The 14941-nt window shown below is 66.2% G+C and carries 14 protein-coding genes; 3 read left to right on the plus strand and 11 right to left on the minus strand.

Annotated elements, in window-relative coordinates:
* Positions 1-43 precede the first annotated feature (43 nt).
* The 10 genes from P7F68_RS08955 to P7F68_RS09000 form a co-directional block, all read right to left on the minus strand.
* Entirely contained in the window at positions 44-241 is a 198-nt protein-coding gene (locus P7F68_RS08955) for a hypothetical protein (protein WP_277832472.1), read from the minus strand.
* Positions 242-593: 352 nt separating this feature from the next.
* Positions 594-2039, minus strand: coding sequence for an undecaprenyl-phosphate glucose phosphotransferase (locus P7F68_RS08960; RefSeq protein ID WP_277832474.1), 1446 nt, complete (start codon positions 2037-2039; stop codon positions 594-596).
* Between the two features lie 147 nt (positions 2040-2186).
* Complete coding sequence (locus P7F68_RS08965; RefSeq protein WP_277832476.1) at positions 2187-2936, minus strand: hypothetical protein; 750 nt, start codon at positions 2934-2936, stop codon at positions 2187-2189.
* Positions 2937-2966: 30 nt separating this feature from the next.
* Positions 2967-3704: a tyrosine-protein phosphatase gene (locus tag P7F68_RS08970; protein WP_277832478.1), complete on the minus strand. Its 738-nt coding sequence runs from the start codon at positions 3702-3704 to the stop codon at positions 2967-2969.
* A gap of 42 nt (positions 3705-3746) precedes the next feature.
* The gene (locus P7F68_RS08975) at positions 3747-5993 is read right to left on the minus strand and encodes a GumC family protein (protein WP_277832479.1); all 2247 of its coding nucleotides are present in this window, start codon (positions 5991-5993) and stop codon (positions 3747-3749) included.
* 173 nt (positions 5994-6166) lie between these two features.
* Positions 6167-6721: a polysaccharide biosynthesis/export family protein gene (locus P7F68_RS08980; protein ID WP_277832482.1), complete on the minus strand. Its 555-nt coding sequence runs from the start codon at positions 6719-6721 to the stop codon at positions 6167-6169.
* Positions 6722-6791: 70 nt separating this feature from the next.
* The gene (locus P7F68_RS08985) at positions 6792-7979 is read right to left on the minus strand and encodes an outer membrane beta-barrel protein (RefSeq protein WP_277832484.1); all 1188 of its coding nucleotides are present in this window, start codon (positions 7977-7979) and stop codon (positions 6792-6794) included.
* Positions 7980-8042: 63 nt separating this feature from the next.
* Complete coding sequence (locus P7F68_RS08990; protein WP_277832486.1) at positions 8043-8702, minus strand: hypothetical protein; 660 nt, start codon at positions 8700-8702, stop codon at positions 8043-8045.
* Between the two features lie 95 nt (positions 8703-8797).
* The gene (locus P7F68_RS08995; RefSeq protein WP_277832488.1) at positions 8798-9526 is read right to left on the minus strand and encodes a hypothetical protein; all 729 of its coding nucleotides are present in this window, start codon (positions 9524-9526) and stop codon (positions 8798-8800) included.
* A 77-nt stretch (positions 9527-9603) separates the two neighbouring features.
* A complete protein-coding gene (locus P7F68_RS09000; protein ID WP_277832490.1) occupies positions 9604-10092 on the minus strand; it encodes a MerR family transcriptional regulator in 489 nt (162 codons plus the stop codon).
* Positions 10093-10276: 184 nt separating this feature from the next.
* Between P7F68_RS09000 and P7F68_RS09005 the strand changes: the two genes are divergently transcribed.
* From P7F68_RS09005 to P7F68_RS09015, 3 genes are all read left to right on the plus strand, one after another.
* Positions 10277-11143 carry a response regulator gene (locus P7F68_RS09005; RefSeq protein ID WP_277832492.1) on the plus strand — a complete coding sequence of 289 codons (867 nt, stop codon included), beginning with the start codon at positions 10277-10279 and terminating at the stop codon, positions 11141-11143.
* Positions 11144-11201: 58 nt separating this feature from the next.
* Positions 11202-12290 (plus strand): GDP-mannose 4,6-dehydratase, encoded by a 1089-nt coding sequence (locus tag P7F68_RS09010; RefSeq protein WP_277832494.1) that lies wholly within the window; start codon positions 11202-11204, stop codon positions 12288-12290.
* Between the two features lie 601 nt (positions 12291-12891).
* The gene (locus P7F68_RS09015; RefSeq protein WP_277832496.1) at positions 12892-13716 is read left to right on the plus strand and encodes a hypothetical protein; all 825 of its coding nucleotides are present in this window, start codon (positions 12892-12894) and stop codon (positions 13714-13716) included.
* Between the two features lie 78 nt (positions 13717-13794).
* Here the strand turns inward: P7F68_RS09015 and P7F68_RS09020 are convergent, their stop codons facing one another.
* Complete coding sequence (locus P7F68_RS09020) at positions 13795-14868, minus strand: hypothetical protein (RefSeq protein ID WP_277832498.1); 1074 nt, start codon at positions 14866-14868, stop codon at positions 13795-13797.
* Positions 14869-14941: the final 73 nt, after the last annotated feature.

Raw genomic sequence — 14941 nt, forward strand, 5'->3', positions numbered from 1 at the left:
CGTCTTCGAGTGAGCGTAGGTGCTCGTGGCCGCCGGGGATGGGCTACCGGCTGATCCCGGGGTGTTTCGCCTGGGACGAGGCGAACTGGCCGGTCAGCGGTTCGCGCTGCCGGCGCACCAGCTCGTGGGCTAGATCGAAAGCCAGTTCGCCGACGACGATGCGTGCCGGGTGCGGGTTGTGGTAAAGCGCTTTCTCTTCGCGCACGAACTCGGGCCAGAAGAGGATGCCTTCGGTGGCCACTTTCGACGCTGCGGGTGTGAACGAAGTTGGTCTCTGAGTCGCAGTCGGTGGGCGTGCCGATGATCACGAACGCGGTGCTGCCGTACACGTTGTGTTTGTCGAGCGCTGCCTGGAGGTCGAGCGGCTCGTGACGCAGGTTATCCTCGATCTCGGCAGCGGCGATGGGCGACACCCAGTCGTTGAGGGGTTTCTCCTTGGCCGGCACGATGTCGAGTAACACCTCCTCTTTGTGCTGGGCGAAGAGATGGACCTTGGAGTAGCCGACGCAGCCGATGTCAGCGATGGCTATTTTCATCTGGTGGGTGGACGGTTGCGAAACCCTGCTCGCGGCTGGCGCCGCTCCTACATGGGGTTAATAGATGTGCTTGCCAAACAGCGTGAAGGGCGTCTTGATCAGGATCTTGATGTCGAGCCACAGCGACCAGTTGTTGATGTAGGCGAGGTCGAGCTCGACGCGCTTTTGCATCTTGTCCAGGGTGTCGGTTTCGCCGCGGTAGCCGCTGATCTGCGCCAGGCCGGTGATGCCGGGCTTGATGCGGTGGCGGGCCATGTAGGCCTGGATCTTGTTGGCGTAGAAGTCGTTGTGCGCCACGGCGTGCGGGCGCGGGCCGACCAGCGACATGCTGCCCTGCAGCACGTTGAAAAGCTGCGGCAGCTCGTCGATGGAGGTGCGGCGGATGAAGCGGCCGATGGGGGTGATGCGGCTGTCGTTGCGGGTGGCCTGGCGGACCTGGGCGTCGTCATGCATGCGCATGGAGCGGAACTTCCACACCTCGATGACCTGGCCGTTCCAGCCGTGGCGCTGCTGGCGAAAGAGCACCGGGCCGGGGGAGGAGAGCTTGACCAACACCGCCACCAGCACGAGCAGCGGGCTGAGGGCGACCAGGCCCAGCAGCGCCAGGCTGCGGTCCATGACGGCCTTGAGGCGGGCGGCGTTGGGGTAGGCGGTGAGGGGGCTCTCGTTGAGCTTGATGGCGGCGAGGCCGCCGATTTCGGTAACGCCGTGGTTGAGCAGCAGCAACCCGTGCAGGTCGGGGACCCATACGACGTCCACATTGGCGTCGAGCAGTTGCAGGTAGAGCTGTTTGATGTCGGCGTCGTGGGGGAGGGCGACGTACAGGCGCTGGATGCGCTGGGTGGCGAGGATATCGGCCAGGTCGCCGATGCTGCCCAGGGTGGCGAGCGTGGCGGGGGGCGGGTGTTCCGCCGCTGCGGGGGCGATGATGCCGGCCAGCGTTTCGCCCGCGCTGGTGCGCAGGCGCTGGGCGAGCTCGAGGGCGAGCGGGCCGTTGCCGATGATGGCGGCACGGATGGTGCGTTGCCTATGCGCGACGCGGCCCTTGGCCCAGCGCTGCAGCACCAGGTAGCTGCCCGTTTGGGCGGCCAGGCCGAGCACCGCCCACTGCGCGAGGACCTCGCGCGAGTAGGCGTCGGTGGTTTTGGTGGCGAAGGCAATGCCGAGCAGGCAGGCGAGCAATACGCACCAGCCCAGGGTGAGGTGTGCCGTCCCCTCGAGCGCGCCGTGCTGGGGGTGATACACGCTGCATAGTGCGTACGCCGGTAGCGACAGCAGGGCGGTGAGGGCCAGCAGTGTGGCGTAGGTGGCGTCAAAGCCGCCGGTCTTGTCGAAGGTAAGGATTACAAGTGTGGTGAGCGCGCACGCCACGGCGGCCAGCCAATGCAGCCAGAACAGGCCGTCGGTGGTGGGTGGGGTGTCGACATGTCGCGCCGGGGGCGTGGCATTGACCAGGCTGGGGACAGTGTCGACAAGACTGGCGTTCGGGTTCGATGGGGCCATGGTCTCGTCTCGGGTATGACACGCGTTAAATCACTTTACCATAAAGATTACATTACCTGACCATCTGCGCGATATGTATTGGGCGTGTGTTCCCCGAGTTGGGGAATGCTGCATGGCTGGCAGGGGCAGCGCGTGTGCCGCTGCGGCTCAGGAGCAGTGGCGGGCGAGGCGGGTGCGGGTGGCTTCGTCGAGGCTGCGGCAGAGCGCAGGACGCTGGCCGGCCGTGGTGGCCTGGGCGAACAAGGCGGTGGCGCTGGCGGCGTTGAGCCGCTTTAGCGCACGGCGGGCTGCTTCGTGCGTGGCTTGGCGCGGGCCGGTGTCGAGCTGGGGCCAGGCGGTGAAGCCGAGCTCGGCCAGGCGGCGGTTGATGTCCGGTCGCCAGGGGGCGTGGGCGTGGGCCTGGGTGAGGGCGTGGTGGAACTCGACGTCGAATTCGAGCAGGCGGAGCTTGGTCTCGGCGAGCGCCAGCCAGGCGTAGGGCCAGGTGGGGCGGGCGGCGATGGCAGCGCGGAAGGCGTCGCGCGCGGCCGCACGGCTGGGCTGCGCGTGCGCGGCGCCGAAGGGTGCGTGGTGGTGTTGCCAGGCGTGCACGTAGCCGAGGCGCTCCAGGTACGGGCCGTAGGCGGTGGGGTAGTGCGCCACAGCGCGCTCGGCAGCAGCGTGGGCCACGGCCCAGGCTTGTGCGCTGGGCGGGCTGCGGCGGTTTTCCCAGTCGGCAAGAAAGGCACGGGTTTGGAAGTCGGCGAGGCCGGCGAGTGCGATGCGGCAACCCAGGTAGATGAGGGCCAGCGCGAGTGCCCCCAGGCCATACAGGTAGGCGCGCCGGCGGGCGCGACTGGGTGGGGCGGCGTGTATGCCGGCGGCGCTGCAGGGCAGACGGGTGGGGGGCGTGGGCATGAGGGGGGCGGGGCGCGCCTTCCTGCGCGTTTAGGGCACGTTGGCGGGGAAGTGCGAGGCCGCGATTTCGCGCGGGGTGTGGTCGACGAGGCGCTGGGCGAGGGCGTGGCCGATGAGGGCGGCGGCGTGTTCGAGGCCTTCGTGCAGGAGGGGGGGGCGGTGGGCTAGGTTGTGGGCGTCGCTGGCAAGCAGGGTGACAACGCCGGCCTGCAGCAGGCGGTGGGCGAGGTCCTGGCAGGCGGGGCCGAAGCGGCCGGCCACCGCGCCAGCGGTGACCTGCAGCAGGCAGCCTTGTTGCAGGAAGGGTTTGAGCCGGCCGGGCTGGCGCAGCAGGGTCTTGTTGCGCTCGGGGTGGGCGATGAGGGGCACGACGTCGTGCGCGAGCAGCCAGGCGGTGAGCTTTTCCGCGCCGAAGGGCAGTTCGCCGTGGGGGAACTCCAGCAGCAGGACCTTTTTGCCCTGCCAGTGGCCGAGGTAGGGCAGGGTGTGGGTGGCGACGGCCTGCATGATCTCCATGCCGAAGCGCACCTCGGCGGCGGCGGATAGCTGCAGGGGGATGTCGTGCTCGCGCAGCGCCAGGGCCAGGCTGCGCCAGGCTGCGTGGATGGTGTCGGGGGTGTTGTCGTAGCGCCCGGGGTGGATGTGAGGGGTGCACACCATGTGGGTGATGCCGTCGGCCACCGCGACCCGCGCCAGCGCCAGCGCGGTGGCGAGGTCGGGGGCGCCGTCGTCGATGCCGGGCAGCAGGTGGGCGTGGAGGTCGATCATCGCGGCAGCGGGCTGTGTGCAGCGGGCAGGGCCTGCGGGGGCTCAGGCCTTCTGCGTGCTGTAGCCGTAGTAGTCGTAATAGCCGCCGTAGCGGTAGCCGTATTTCTGCGCCTTCTTGATGTCGACGTGGTTGAGCACGACGCCGGTGACGGGGGCGTTGTGCTGCAGGAGCTGGCCGACGCCCTTGACGGCGAGCGGGGTAGGGGTGGATTCGGACTTGATGACGTAGATGAGGGCGTCGGCCAAGGTGCCGAGCACGACGGGGTCGCTGACGGCCTGGGTGGGCGGGGAGTCGATGATGATGCGGCTGTAGCGCGCGGACAGTGTGTCGAGCAGGGCGGCGAAGCGCGGCGAGGACAGCAGCTCGAGCGGGTCGGGCGGGACGGTGCCGGCGCTGATGAGGTCTACGCCGTCGAGGTGCCTGATGCAGTCCTCCAGGCGGGCGTTGCCGGCGATGAGGTTGGCCAGGCCCGGCGTGCCCACCGGCAGCTCGAAGTTCTTGGCGAGCATGGGGCGGCGCATGTCGGCGTCGAGCAACAGCACCGTCTCGCCGACCTGGGCGAGCGCATAGGCGAGGTTGGACGACACCGAGGATTTGCCCTCGCCCGGAATGGAGGATGTGACCACGATACGCTTGTGTGGCTCGCTCATGTCCGCCAGCACGAGGCTGGTGCGCACGGTGCGCATGGATTCGGCAAAGCCTTTGTCGGTGTTGGCCTGGAACAGGCGCGCGATGCGTGCGCGCTCGGCGCGGCCCTTGACCAGGGGCAGGATGCCCAGCACCGGCAGGTTGAGCTTGGTTTCGACGTCTTCGGTGCTCTTGAAGGTGTTGTTGAGCGCCTCGAGCAGGAGGGCGAGGCCGATGCCGACAAAGAGTGCGAGCAGGCCGGCGATGCCGACGATGAGCGCCTTGCGCGGCTTGACCGGGGTGGCGGGGACGGTGGCTTCGTCCACGACGCGGGCGTTGGCGGTCTCGAGGTCGGAGGTGGCGGCGGTCTCCTTGAGGCGGCTCATGAACGTATCGTAGAGGGCACGGTTGGTGTCGACCTCGCGCTGCAGTTCGCGCAGGCGGAACTCCTTGCGCGAGATGTCCTGGATCTGCGCCTTGTTGGCGTCGAAGGAGGCGCGCAGCGAGCTCTCGTTGGCGATGGCGAGCTGGTAGTTGCGCTCGATGCCGGCGACGATTTGCTCGACCTGGCCGCGCAGGCTGGCGGTGGCGGCCTGGAGTTCGGTGCGTGCCGATTCCATGTTGGGGTGCCGCGGGCCGTAGCGCTTGGATAGCTCTTCTACCTTGGCGCGCGCACGGGCTTCGTCGGCCTTGAACTGCTGGATGAGCGGGTGGCCGAGCACCGCCGGCACGGTGGCGAGCTTTTCCCAGCCGCCGCTGCGCATTGACTGCACCTGGCGGTATTGGCTCTCGGCCTCGGCGCGCTGGCGACGGGCGTCGATCATGCGGTCGCCAGTGAGCGAGAGTTCGTTGGCGGTGACGGTGGCCACGCCTTGCACGTCGACGAGGTTTTCCTGCTCGCGGTAGGCCTGGAGGCGGTCTTCGGCGTCCTTGAGCTTGTCGCGCAGCTCGCCGAGGCGGCTGTTCATCCAGTTGGTGGCGGTCATGGACATCTCCATGCTCGCTTCGAGCTGGCTTTCGATGTAGCCGCGGGCGAGCGCATTGGCTGCGCGTGTGGCCATGCGGGCGTCAGCCATGTCGACCTGGATGCGCGCTAGCTGCGTCCTGCGCTCGGGTTCGACATTGATGCGCTCCATGAAGGCGCGGGTGACCTGATCGAATCGCTGCGCTTCGGTCGGGGCGGCTTCTTCCTCGAGGTGTTCGGGGAGCGTGATGGAGAGCGCGTTGAGGAAGCTGAGATGGCCGAGCAGCCCCTTGATGTTGACGAGTGGTTCGGGCTGCTGGAGGGGGTCGAACTCGGGGTGGGTGGTGAGCTCGAGCTCGCGCACCACGCGCTCGGCGAGCGAACGCGAGCGCAGCAGCTGGAACTGGGTCTGCAGGTATTCTTGACCGCTGCCTTCGAGGCCGTAAACCTGCTCGATGGACACGACCTTGGCCGACCTTTGCTCGATGAGCAGGGTGGCGATGGCGCGGTAGATGGGGGTGATGGACAGCACGACCAGGGTGGTGAGCATGGTGACGACCAGCACCAGCGACAGGATGCTGAGCTTGCGCCGCCATACCGTGTGCCACAGTTGCAGCGGGTCGATCTTGTCGACTTCCTCGTCGGCAACCCGAGGCGGGGTCCAGCGGCGGTCGAGGCTTGGGTCCTTGGTGTCCATGCGATGTGCTGCTCGGTTGGGAGGCCCTGTGCGGCTGTGGGGCGCGCAGTGGGGGCCTGGATGCTGAAGGCGGAGTGTCGGGGCAGTGGCCGGGCGTGCCGCAGGCCGGTGCGGGCCGCAGGGCCAGGGCCTAGGGCCCCGGCGAGGCCGGCGCTGCGTACGACGCCATGGCGCTAGAAGAAGCCTTGCTCGATGGTGATGGTGTCGCCCGGTTCGAGCTCGGTGTCGAGCGTGGCCTTCTGTGGCCTGCGGCTGGGGTCCTTGTCGCGAATGATGCTGATGCGGTTGGTGGAGGCGCGCTCGGTGAGCCCGCCGGCGAGCGCGACGGCACGGCGCAGGGTGAGCCCAGGCTGGTATGGGTAGCCGCCGGGCGACTTGACCTCGCCGCTGATGAAGAACTCGCGGTACTTGAGGATGCTGACGGTGACGCGGGGGTCGACCAGGTAGTCGCCCTTGAGCTGGGCGGTCAGCAATTGCTCGAGTTCGCGCGCGGTGCGGCCATTGGCGCGCACCTCGCCGATGAAGGGGTAGGAAAACGTGCCGGCGTCGGTGAGTCGGATCTCGTCGATACTGAGCTCCTTTTCGCCAAAGACGCTGATACGGATGACGTCGCCCGAGGCCAGGCGGTACTGCGCGTCGGTCTCGGCCTGCGCCGGCACAGCGCCGAGCAGGCCGAAGGTGAGCATGAGACCGAGTAGGCGCAGAAGCAGTAGCGGGGAGGCAGTCATGCAGGCGTGGCTGGAAGCGTTCGTTGCGCCGCGGCCGCAGCTGCGGACGGGTTACGGATGGCGCCGTGGATCATAGGCTGGCGTTGACCGTTACCCCGACGACGTTGCGCTTGTAGCTCTTGCCGGCCTGGGTGGAGTCGTTCTCGGTGTGCTTGTAGCCCACGCCAACGTCGAGCCATCGCCGCATCTTGTAGGTGAGGCCGATGCCGACGCTGTCGAGCGTGTCTTCGCGCGGGTTGGACGGGCGGTCGTAGTCCTGGTTGCTGTTGGTGTAGCTGAGGTTGGAGCTGAGACGTTCGCTCCAGTCGTGCTTCCAGCTGAGCGTCCACGATTGCGTCTTGATGCTGTCGGCGTTGTCGCTGCCTTCGTCGAAGCCGCGGCGGGTGTTGAGGCTGAAGCTGGAGTAGGTGAGCGGCGCCCAGGTGATACCGACTTCCCACATGCCGGTCGAGGTGTCGCGTTTGCCGGCGCGGTCGAAGTCCTTGCGTTCGCGGCCGAACCTGGCCGAACCGCTGGTGAAGGCGGTTGCGTCCCATTCGGCACCAAACAGCAACGCGGTGTTGCGGCTGTCCAGGGCAGTGTTGCTGACGTAGTCGTGGTCGGTGAGGCGGGCTTCGGCCAGCGCGCGCGTCTTGGCTGTGACGCGGTACAGGAACGCGCCGGTGACAGCGGTGCTGTCGCGCTCCTTGTCTGCGTTGAGGCGCTTTGCGCTGATCGGGTCGAGGCCATTGTCGTAGCGCAGGCGGTCGTGGTTGAGACCAAGCCGGATCTGGCCGCTGGCGTTGTCGGCGCCGTAGGTGTAGCCGGCGTTAAAGCCGGCGCTGTTGTACTTGTCGTTCTCGACTTTTTGGTCGGCCGACGCGGTTTCTTCCATCTTGCGGTAGTTGGCCGCGAGGCGCAGGCGGTTGCGCACGTCGAACTGCAGGTCGGCGGTGAGCCCGAGCAAGTGGTCGGTGTTGTCGTCCTTGCGGCTCGAGCGGTAGAGCTCGTGGTTGGCGGTGTAGCGCAGGTCTAGCTTGACCTTGCCGGTGTCGGTGCCGAGTGCAAGGGTGGGGGCGATGCTGCTGACCCAGGATGCGTCGCGGCCGCTTTCGACCGCGCGGAAATTGTCGTCGTACCCCAGGCCCAGCTTGAGCGTTGGGGTGAGCGCCAGGCCCTCGGATACGCGCACCGGCATGGGGTCGAGCGCCCATGCGGTGGCGCTGAGGGTCGAGGCCACGGTGGCGGCGAGCAGGCGTTTTTGCAGGGGCAGGTTCATGTGCGTTGGACGTCTTTGATGATGGAAAGGCCGCCGCACGGTGCTGCGGCGCGATCGACTCGATCAGTTGGGGCTTGCGGGTGTTCCGCCGCCACCTGCGCTGCTGCTGGGCACGCTGGGCGCAGCAGAGCTTGCCGGGCCGGCGGGGCCCGAAGGCGTGCTGCTTGCAGGTGCGGTGTTTGCCGCTGCTGCCTGAATGGCGGCCGCCTGTTCCGGCGCGGCGACCACTGCCGCCTGCGTGATGGCTGCAGTCTGATCGGCCGGGGCCGCGGCAACAGCCGCTTGGGTGATGGCGACCGCTTGGGCCGGCGCGGCGCTGACGGCGGCCTGGGTGATGGTGGCAGCTTGCGCCGGCGCTGCGGCGACCGCCGCCTGAGTGATGGCGACCGCCTGGGCCGGGGCCGCGCTGACCGCGGCCTGGGTGATGGCTGCAGCTTGCGCTGGCGCGGCGGCGACGGCAGCTTGCGTGATTGCCGTTGCCAGGGCCGGCGCTGCGGCGACGGCGGCGCTGGTGATGGCGGCAGCGTTCTCTGGATTGGCGGCGACCAGGCTCGCGACGACTTGGGCGAGCTGATCCCCCTGGGCGACAGTGATTGCTGCGACTTGTTCTGCAGTGAGCTCAACGCCTGCAGCCTGGAGTGCGGCAACGACGCTTTCGTCCGCCCAGCTGGTAGCGGAGGACAACGCAGCGACAAGCGTTAGTGTAATGAGAGATTTGCGCATGATGTTGGCCTCGCTCTGGATGACAATTCTTTACTTATGGTAAATGGCTGGAATTGGAAAGTAAACATTTACGATGAAGCGGGATTGTTCGGCGCTCAGGTCTCGAATACTTGATCTCCCAGCCTGAGCGCCAACCACAAGACGATGACGCCAAGCACAAGGCTGCCCGAGTTGCCAAGAGAAGCCTGCAGGGCGCCGTTGGCGGAACTGACCGGGTTGCGAGCGAGGTTGTGTCCCACCAGGGCGGCCGTGATGCCCAGCGCGCCTGCGGAGAAATGGAGCGCAGTTTGATCGCCAACGCCTTTTGCCAGTACCAGCAGGGCCGCGAGCGTAATGACGGCGAGGGTGCCGCCGAGCGCCGATGTTCTGATTGCGAGGGCGAACAGTTGAAGTGCGACGGCTCCGGCGACCAGCGATGCGAGAAAAGCGGGGAGGTTCGCGCGGACGGCCGGGTCGGTCCAGTAGCGCATGACATCAAGGATGGTGAGCGTCGATGTCACAGGCACGAGTGCCAGTATGCAGGTGGAGCCGACAAATTTGGCCGCTGCCGAGAGCGTGAGGATGTCAGCAAGCAGGCCGAGCGTGAGGTAAAGCAGGATACCCACGTACAGGCTGTGCCACTCGTGAGGTAGATTGAAGACGGGCAGCGCGAGGTGCAAGGTCGCCGCGATGGTCAGCCCGGCGGCGATCGGCGCGGCGGGTGCGGGAGCGCCGCGGTCGATTGCATGAATGCCCAGTCCGAGTGCGGGCGCCAGCCGGTTAATGAAGTGCAAGAGGCCGATCGTGGTGAATGCGATGAGGACGAAAACAAGAAGCAGATGCACGTGTGAGTCCCGGTGGAGCGAGGGATGCGAATGCGCAAAGTCGTGTGGCTGTCAGGCCTGGGTGGGAAGCGCCCGCGTCATTCACTGACCAGGTCGCACGGTGGGGATGCCAGCATGGCAAGCACGCTTTCGAGCTCGCCCCGCAGCGTGGCCAGGAAGGCCCGGCGCGCGTGGGCGCGGAGCTCGACGTCGTCCATTAGCGACAGGCGCTTGCGTACGCCTTCGAGGGTGAGGCCTTGGGTGACGTGAAGCGCCTTGACCAGCAGCACGAACTCGACCGCCTGCGTGCAGTAGCCGCGTTCGCCGCGTCCCGGGGCACGAAAGCGCGGCGGCAGGACCTCGCCGAGCCAGTAGCGGATGTTGTGTGGCTTGATGTCGCAGAACTTGCTTACCTCGGCCAGCGTCCAGGTGCGCTGCGGGCGTTGGGTGGCAGGTGCGGCATTGGGGTTGGCGGCTACCGGGGCGGGGGGCACGGCGCCCGCTGGCGGGTGCGCGCGCGGGAATGTGAGGAGCTGTGCAGTGGCGGCAGGGCCAGCGGTGGCAAGCGCCTGTGTTTGCGCGGGCATGGGGTGGCACCTCGATGAGGTTGGTGGGCTTGCGCTCTGCGAGGCACCCACGGAATGAACCGGATTCCAGTATAGTAAGATTACATTAAATCGATGACAGGGTGAGCGTCCGCGAGTGCTTGATGGAGCGTGTAACATTACGATCTGAGACTCGCTGTGGCCGCCCCTTTGCTGGAACTGCGAGATGACCATGGACACCCCGGCCGGGCAAGGCCCAAAGCGTGTAGTGATCTTCGACGATGACCCGGTGTGCCGGGCGTTGCATCGTGCGGTGGTCGAGGAGTGCGTCCCAGGCGTGGTCGTGGTGGAGGCGGATGAGGGCATCCGGGGTATGGCGGCGGTGATGAAACATACGCCGGATCTGGTGTTGGCCGATCTTGCCCTGCCCAATATCGACGGCCGGCGGGTGGTTCGCGAGCTGAAGGCCATGCCAAAGGTGTGCCACATCCCGATTCTGGTGATCAGCTCGGTGAGGTTGGGGGCGATCGACGTCCATCCGATGCAGCAGGGCGTGTTCCACGTGACCAAGCCGGTCGCGCGCGACGATCTGAAGTCCATGATCATGCAATGCCTGAGCGTGAAGCGCGTGGTGCCCGGCTTCGAGCCGAGCATTTTGCGCGGCGAGTTCTACTGCGTGTTCGACCAGCAGGCGATGGCGTTTGCGCTGGGTACCGATTGGCGCTGCCAGCTCGAGGTACTGGGCCTTTTTGTCGCGCTTGCCGACGAGCGCCTGCGGGTGCTTGATCAGGTACGGCTGATGAGGTTGCCGCACTTTGAATCCAGGACCGAGGTGCATGGCATGCTTGGTTCGGCGCGGGTTGTGGGGGCGAACCGCTTGTCGTACCGGCTTGCGGCCCTGGTGCGCGCCATTGAAGAGGATGACCTGATGCTGATCGAGCTCTATGCGCTGGAGGCCAAGGATGCGCTGGAGGCGGCGGTGTCTGCGGTGCGTGGACACATGGACAGCATCTCGCGGGAGGCTTCGGTGGAGATTCTCGACCGAATCCGTGCACGCCAGGATGACCCGGGCAAGCGCATTGGCGAGGTCTGATTCAAACAGGCGGGACCGACCATGGCGCCACAGCCAGTCGGGCGAGGAGGGGGAGACAATGACAATAAGACATCTTTACAGTGGTCGCCGGGCGTTGATCATCGGCGTTACGGGGCAGGATGGTGGGCTGCTGGCGAGTCAGCTGCTCGACAAGGGGTATGAGGTGCATGCGCTGGTGCGACGTACCCCCGCGCACCCCGAGAGCCGGTTGAAGGCGGGTGCCGGCGAGGTCGATCCCCGCGTTGTGCTGCATCGCGGCGACCTGGCCGACCTGGCGAGCCTGGTACGCACGGTGAATCGTGCCGAGCCCGGTGAGATCTACAACTTCGGCGGTTGTGGTGGTAGTGCGGAGAGCTTCGATGAGCCCGAGCATGCGCTGGAGACGGATGGTCTGGGTGTGCTGCGCCTGTTGGAGGCGATCCGTATCTGCGGGCGAGTGGCGACGACGCGTTACCTTCAGGTGTCGGGGCCTGCGCCGTTTGGCAGGCCGGATGATGCGCCGCAGAGTGAGACGACCGCGTTCAAGCCCGATAGCCCGCATGCCGTGGCGAAGGCCTGTGGGCACTGGCTCACGCGCATCTATCGGCAGACCTATGGGCTGCATGCTTGCACGGTGATCATGTTCGGCCACGAGAGCCCGACCGGGCCGGCGAACGGAGTGTTGCGCGGAATCACCCTGGGGCTGGCGAAGGTGGTGAGTGGGGAGGCGGTGGCGTTCGACGTGGGCGAGTTGCTCGACTACCGCTACGACGTCGGCTGCGCGGCGGAGTACGTGGAGGCCGCCTGGTTGCTGATGCAGCAAGCTAGGGCAGCCGATTGTGTGTTGGCGACCGGTGAGCTTCATAGTGGCCGCGAACTGATCGTGCGCGCTGCTGAGGAGATGGGCATGCGCTTGCGTTGGGAGGAAGCCGGCGACGCCGTGCTGGGTGTGCTCACCGAGGCGTTTGGTGCGGCCGCGGGGATGGAGGTGGGCCGTGTGGTGGTGCGCGCGCGTGCAGCCGAGTTGCCGGCGTCTGTTCAGCCTTTGCAGGGCGATGGCACCCGTGCATTCGAACTCCTTGGCTGGCAACCGGGCAAGGGGATCGACGAGCTGGTACGTGAGCTGGTCGCGGCCGACCTCGCTCGCCAGCTGGCCTTGCGCCGGTGATTGGGGTTGACGGTCAGTCGTTATCGCTATCGGGTATCGTAATGTAATTAAGGTGGTGGTAATATTCTCCTGGGGTTACATTAATTTTGGCGTGCTTGCCCAGGGTGTATGAGGAGGGTGGCTGCCGAGTCGTGGTTGATGTCCCCACACCTGGAGGATGAGGTGGACCCGATGCGGGGCGCCGTGCCAGAAGAGCGGTCGCTTGAAGTTCGCGTGCTTGCGCACGAGGAAGTCCTTTTTGCTCTTGTTCATCACTTGTCGGTCGAGGCGCCTATGGTCGCGAGGCCGCTGGCCATGAGGATGCGCTTGCATGCACGCGCGACGGACATGTCAGAGGAGGCGCAACGCTTGTTCGTGCAGATTGCGCGCTTGCTCGAGGGGGGATAGAGCGAGCTTGGAGGATGGGCATGCACGGGGTTAAGTTTTTGTTGTTAACTCATTGACATCAAGATCATAAAAAAGGTAAAGTTACTTGCGTGTGATGAAAGGTACTTGTAGCTTGCGACGTTTCTTCATGCTGTCTCTTTAGGGTGTCGCTCGCTCCCGCCACGATGTTGTTTCCGTGGCGGTTTTTTTTGCCTGAAACGAGGAGGTTGCGCTCATGCGGCTTGGTTTCGTGGAGGACGGCGAGGCGCGGATGCTGCGCGCAGTTCCACGCTTGAAAGCGAGCGATGGGCGCGTGCCGAGGTTTCAGCGCTTTCCAGGGCCGGTGGTGGAGGTGAAACCGGTATTCGGTGGGGTGCTGCTGTGTGTCGGTATGCGCCCGGCCGATGTCTGCGGCGGCGAGGAGACCTTGCGCTTCGGGCATGAGAGCCTGGCCATCGAGCATGTGGATGACTGCGAATGGATCGGACAGGCGCTCTTGTTGCTGCGCTTGAGGATGGTGGAGACCTGCAGCGGCGAGAGTTTTGAGCGCTGGATCGTGTTCGATTGTGCCGGGGAGGTGGTCGAGTTCGTCTGCCATGACCTGCGCGCATTCGATGAGCGCCGAGTGGAGTCGGTGCGATCGAACGATCTGCACGCGCTGTGGGTGCAGAGCACTTGGCTGGCAAAGGAGGCGTATCGCTCCCGCCAGCGGACCTCGGTTGACGGGGCGATCCTGGCGCTGCATCGCGTGGCGCTGGATGCGTTGCTGACAGCGGATGCGTTGCGTCCGTTGCTGGGGCCTTGGAGCCTGGTTTGTGCGGCGTCCTTGACGCTGGCGACGGCCGGTGAGCGCTTAGCGCTGGCCGTGGGCGAGTGTGTCTGGGTGGACGATGTGATGGTCAGCGCTGATTCGCCCAGCGTGCTGGTGGGTTTCGCTGGCTGCGAGCCGGGAACTGCGGGCGAGGCCGCTTACTACGAGCTGACGACGAATGAGCGCGGCGAGTGGGTGGGGGCGCGGCTGTTCGATGCGGCGGCTGACGAGGATCTGATGCTTTACTAGGCCCCGGTAAGTGGGCTCCCCACCAAGGCTGCCGCGCTGCAAGGCGTGGCGGCAGCCTCGGTGAGGCAGTGCGCAGGTTCAGCGCTGGGTGGTGGTTTCGGCGATGACGATGCCGAGGAGCTGGAAGGCGCGTGCCTCGGAGAGTTTGTCGGCCGCTGAGAGGTTGAGAATGGTTTTGGCGAGCGCTTCGGCGATGGGGCCGGACTGGCCGTGGGCCTTGTCGAAGAGCCCGGTCAGCGAGTCGGTCAATGTGGCTTGGTGGGCGGCGGAACCCTGCGCAGCGCGCAGTGACGGGGGCGGCGAGGCCTCGGTGGCGACTTCGGGTAGTGCGACCTGCTGGGGGGCGGGTGCCTGGCCGGCGGCGCTGTAGGCGCCGCGCGCCGATCTTGCGGGGCGCGCGAGGCGCTTCTTTTCGACAGGCGCGGCGGCTGCCGGGGGCGCTGTGTCAGCGCCGTCGGCACGCAAGCTTTGCCACACGTGGGCCGGCACTTCGGCGGCCTTGCGCGGTTTGTCCAGCCAACCCCTTGGTAGCCGGAGGCCTTCTTCGATGCCGCTGGCGAAGGGGTCGGAGACGGGCTTGCGCGACGAGGTCATGAGGCTGATTCGGCTGCCTGAGGTGCCGGCGAGCTGCGCGAGGCGGTTCTTGGAGCCACGTTCGCTGGTGAGCATGTTGAGATTGAGGCGCCGGTTCTCGTAGATCTGTTTTTTGTCGAGGGATGGGCTGGACTCTTGGACGGTCGCTGCGGTCGCGGGGCGCTCGGGGGTGGTGATCATGTCGGGGGCTCCTCGGTAGAGTGGCGCGTCCTGAGGCGGGACGTCCTGAAGCTGAGTGTCTTGGTCGAGCCAGGCGGCGGGTAGCTGCAGCATCTCTTCGATGTGCGTGGCGAGCTCGTTGCTGATCGGCGCACGGCCCGAGGTGAGCTCTTCGATGCGTGCGGGCGACAGCATGAGCCGCACGGCAAGTTGGTCGGTGGTTTGCCCACTTTGCTGCGCGTAGCGTTGCAGCTGTTCGCGGCGACGTAATGTCTTGACCAGCTCTACTGCCGTGAGTGGCGCTGCCGATACGGTACGCGCCTGGCGCGGGCCTTGGTGGCTCGGGTAACGCTCCCCGTGATGGGAGAGGCGGTCCTTGCTGAATGCGACCTTACTCATGGTATTTGTGGGTGCATGCGTGAGTGTTTGTACCTACGGATATGTACGTTGTTCCTATCACATATGCGACCGA

Origin of the sequence: Thauera mechernichensis, from assembly GCF_029588855.1 — a bacterium.
GTDB classification, from domain to species: Bacteria; Pseudomonadota; Gammaproteobacteria; order Burkholderiales; family Rhodocyclaceae; genus Thauera; species Thauera mechernichensis.